This window comes from Pseudomonas sp. PS01299 (assembly GCF_029960145.1).
Classification (GTDB): Bacteria; Pseudomonadota; Gammaproteobacteria; order Pseudomonadales; family Pseudomonadaceae; genus Aquipseudomonas; species Aquipseudomonas putida_A.
In genome coordinates this window covers 1-2,634 of record NZ_JASCPO010000423.1, presented here as the reverse complement: position 1 = coordinate 2,634, position 2,634 = coordinate 1, and the positions used below count along the sequence as shown (strand labels likewise).

General features: G+C 61.1%; 3 protein-coding genes. 1 reads left to right on the top strand and 2 read right to left on the bottom strand.

Going from position 1 to position 2,634, the window contains the following annotated elements; genetic code table 11:
* Positions 1-70: 70 nt before the first annotated feature.
* On the bottom strand, positions 71-1,300 hold the full coding sequence (locus QMX91_RS30605) for a hypothetical protein (RefSeq protein WP_282413862.1): 1,230 nt from the start codon (positions 1,298-1,300) through the stop codon (positions 71-73).
* Positions 1,301-1,336: 36 nt separating this feature from the next.
* Complete coding sequence (locus QMX91_RS30600; protein ID WP_098967686.1) at positions 1,337-1,786, bottom strand: YcgN family cysteine cluster protein; 450 nt, start codon at positions 1,784-1,786, stop codon at positions 1,337-1,339.
* 165 nt (positions 1,787-1,951) lie between these two features.
* Here QMX91_RS30600 and QMX91_RS30595 point away from each other — a divergent pair, with 165 nt between their 5' ends.
* Positions 1,952-2,545: a nitroreductase family protein gene (locus QMX91_RS30595; RefSeq protein ID WP_282413861.1), complete on the top strand. Its 594-nt coding sequence runs from the start codon at positions 1,952-1,954 to the stop codon at positions 2,543-2,545.
* Positions 2,546-2,634 lie beyond the last annotated feature (89 nt).

Sequence of the window (2,634 nt, the reverse complement as noted above, 5' to 3'; positions counted from 1 at the left end):
CAAGCCCGCTCCCACATTTAAAGCTGGAATGCGATCAAAAGTAGGAGCGGGCTTGCTCGCGAAGGCGGTATTACTGAAGTAATGCGCTATCGAGGACTTTGGAAGACTCGCCCAGAACACTCTCGGCCAGTTGCACAAACTCCTTGGTACTCACCGTCCCCAGATGCATCGCCCCGCGCAACACATCATCCAGCGAACGTTTGTTGCGCGTCTTCAAGCGAATCTCGCGATCCAGTTCCTGCAAGACAATCACCGCTTTTGCAAGCTGCGCCGCACTGATCTGTTCGCCGCGCAGGGTCGTGACTTTCTGACTGTCCTTGGTCAATTTCGCCTGCAACGCCTGATAGCGCTCATCGCTCATGCCCCCGGCGCGGCGCACCAGTTCGATCGCGTAATACTCGGCAAACCCTTCGCTGATCCAGTCACTGCGCTGCTCGTCATTGATGCGCCCGAACACCTGCGCCAGCTCACGTACCAGCGCACTGCTGCCGCTCTCGCTGACCAGTGGCAACCGCGTGTTCACGTAAATGGACTCATGTGCGCCCAGACTGCCGCGCCACATCGGGTCGTTGGCACCGACGATCAGCAGTTTTTTCGGATGCCGGGGATAGACCGCTTGCACCTGCGGCCAGACGAACGTCAGCAAGGTCAGCACATCCATGCGCCGCATGCCCTGCCCTTGCGGTGAGGCCACGGTGACTTCGGTTTCGCCCAGGCGCGTGCGGCGGCTGCCGAGGTGACCGGCGAGCATCCAGCCGGTCGGGCGGTCGAACAGGCGTGAAGGGTTGTCGATGCGGAATTTGTTCTTGCCGATGCGCGGCCAGGCGGTTTCAACGCTTTGCCAGCCATTGGGCAGTTCGAATTGCAGACGCGACACCAGCTCGATGCCATCCTGCTGATCGAGCCTGGCCGGCGGCACCAGATCATCACCACGCAGCAGCGCCCAGCTCGGGGTCATGCGCGTGTCGAAGCTGCCGCTCTTGCGGCCGTGGCTGATACTGACGCGATAAGTCAGGCTGGGCTTGTCGCCGATCGGGCGCCAGAGGCCCCGGGTCTGTTTGCCCGGGGTCAGTTGCCACTGGCCGTCGGCCTTGAAGTCGCTGTAATGGCTGCCGTCACCGAGGTCAAAGTCGAGACTGCGCACCGCTTCGCCTTTGGCCAGGGTCAGGCGTACTTCGGCCTGATCGCTTTGCGGCAACAGGCGCACGTGGTAATCCAGATCGACCTTCTTTGCCGCCCACACCGGCGCGCTTAGCGCCAGCAGGCCGATCAGCGATGCCCGCAGCAATCCCCCAGCCATACACACTCCTTGTTGAATCCTGGAAACCCTTGGTGCTTAACCAGCCCGGAAAATCAGGTGATCTTCCCAGTCGTCCTCCGGCACGCTGCCTTCGGCGAGCATGCGCCCGGACTGGGAAATCCGTTCGTGGTGCACGGCGTCACGATCGCCGCACACCAGGTGGTGCCACAGCGGCAGATCCTTGCCTTCACTGACCAGACGATAACCGCAGGTCGGCGGTAGCCATTTGAATTCTTCGGCCTGGCCAGGAGTGAGCTGGATACAGTCCGGGACAAACTTGATGCGATTCGGGTAGTCGCTGCACTGGCAGGTTTTCAGGTCCAGCAGTTTGCAGGCGATGCGCGTGTAATAGACGCTGTTGTCTTCTTCATCTTCGAGTTTCTGCAGGCAGCACAGACCGCAGCCGTCGCACAGCGATTCCCATTCCTCGTGATCCAGTTGCTCGAGGGTTTTGCGTTTCCAGAACGGTTCGACTATGGCGGCCATGGTTCAAGCATCAACATCAGGTGGTGAAAAGGCCGCCAGTCTAGTGCCCAAGGCCTTGCGGGCCAAGCGCTGGCGACTGTCGGTAAATCGCGCTTGTCAGCCGAATCGCCGCCCAGTAGGGTTTTGCCACGAATTCATGACTCAAACACAGCAAGGAATCTTTCGATGAGTGCCAACCCTCGCGTCGCCGATTACGCCATTCACCCGCAGTTCACCGACCGCTGGTCGCCCCGCGCCTTCACCGGCGAAGCGATCCCGGAAGAAACCCTGCTGAGCTTTTTCGAAGCCGCACGCTGGGCGCCGTCGGCCTACAACTCGCAGCCATGGCGCTTTCTGTATGCGCGCCGTGACACGCCGAACTGGGAACGCTTCCTGGGTCTGCTGAATGAATTCAACCGCAGCTGGGCGCAACACGCTTCGGCGCTGGTGATCGTGATTTCGAAAACCACCTTCACCGCACCCGGTGCCAGCGAAGAGTCCCCGGCGCTGTGGCACACCTTCGACACCGGCTCGGCCTGGGGCCACCTGGCGCTGCAAGCGAGCATCAGCGGCTGGCACACCCACGGCATGGCCGGTTTCGATCAGGAGCTGGCCCGCAAGGAGCTGAACATTCCGCAAGGTTATGCGCTGCATGCGGCGGTCGCGATCGGCAAGCTGGGTGACAAGGCGACCCTGGCCGAATACCTGCAGGCTCGTGAAGTGCCGAGCCCGCGTCGCCCGCTGAGCGAGCTGGTAGCGGAAGGCAACTTCACCCTCTAAGCCACCATGCAAAAACCACTGTAGGAGTGAGCCTGCTCGCGATGGCGTAGTGTCAGACAACATCAATGTCGACTGACACTACGCCATCG

What these genes read in the sequence shown, in the direction of transcription:
- QMX91_RS30605 (WP_282413862.1), bottom strand. Translation starts at nt 1,300, where the DNA reads ATGGCTGGGGGATTGCTGCGGGCATCGCTGATCGGCCTGCTGGCGCTA.
- QMX91_RS30600 (WP_098967686.1), bottom strand. Translation starts at nt 1,786, where the DNA reads ATGGCCGCCATAGTCGAACCGTTCTGGAAACGCAAAACCCTCGAGCAA.
- QMX91_RS30595 (WP_282413861.1), top strand. Translation starts at nt 1,952, where the DNA reads ATGAGTGCCAACCCTCGCGTCGCCGATTACGCCATTCACCCGCAGTTC.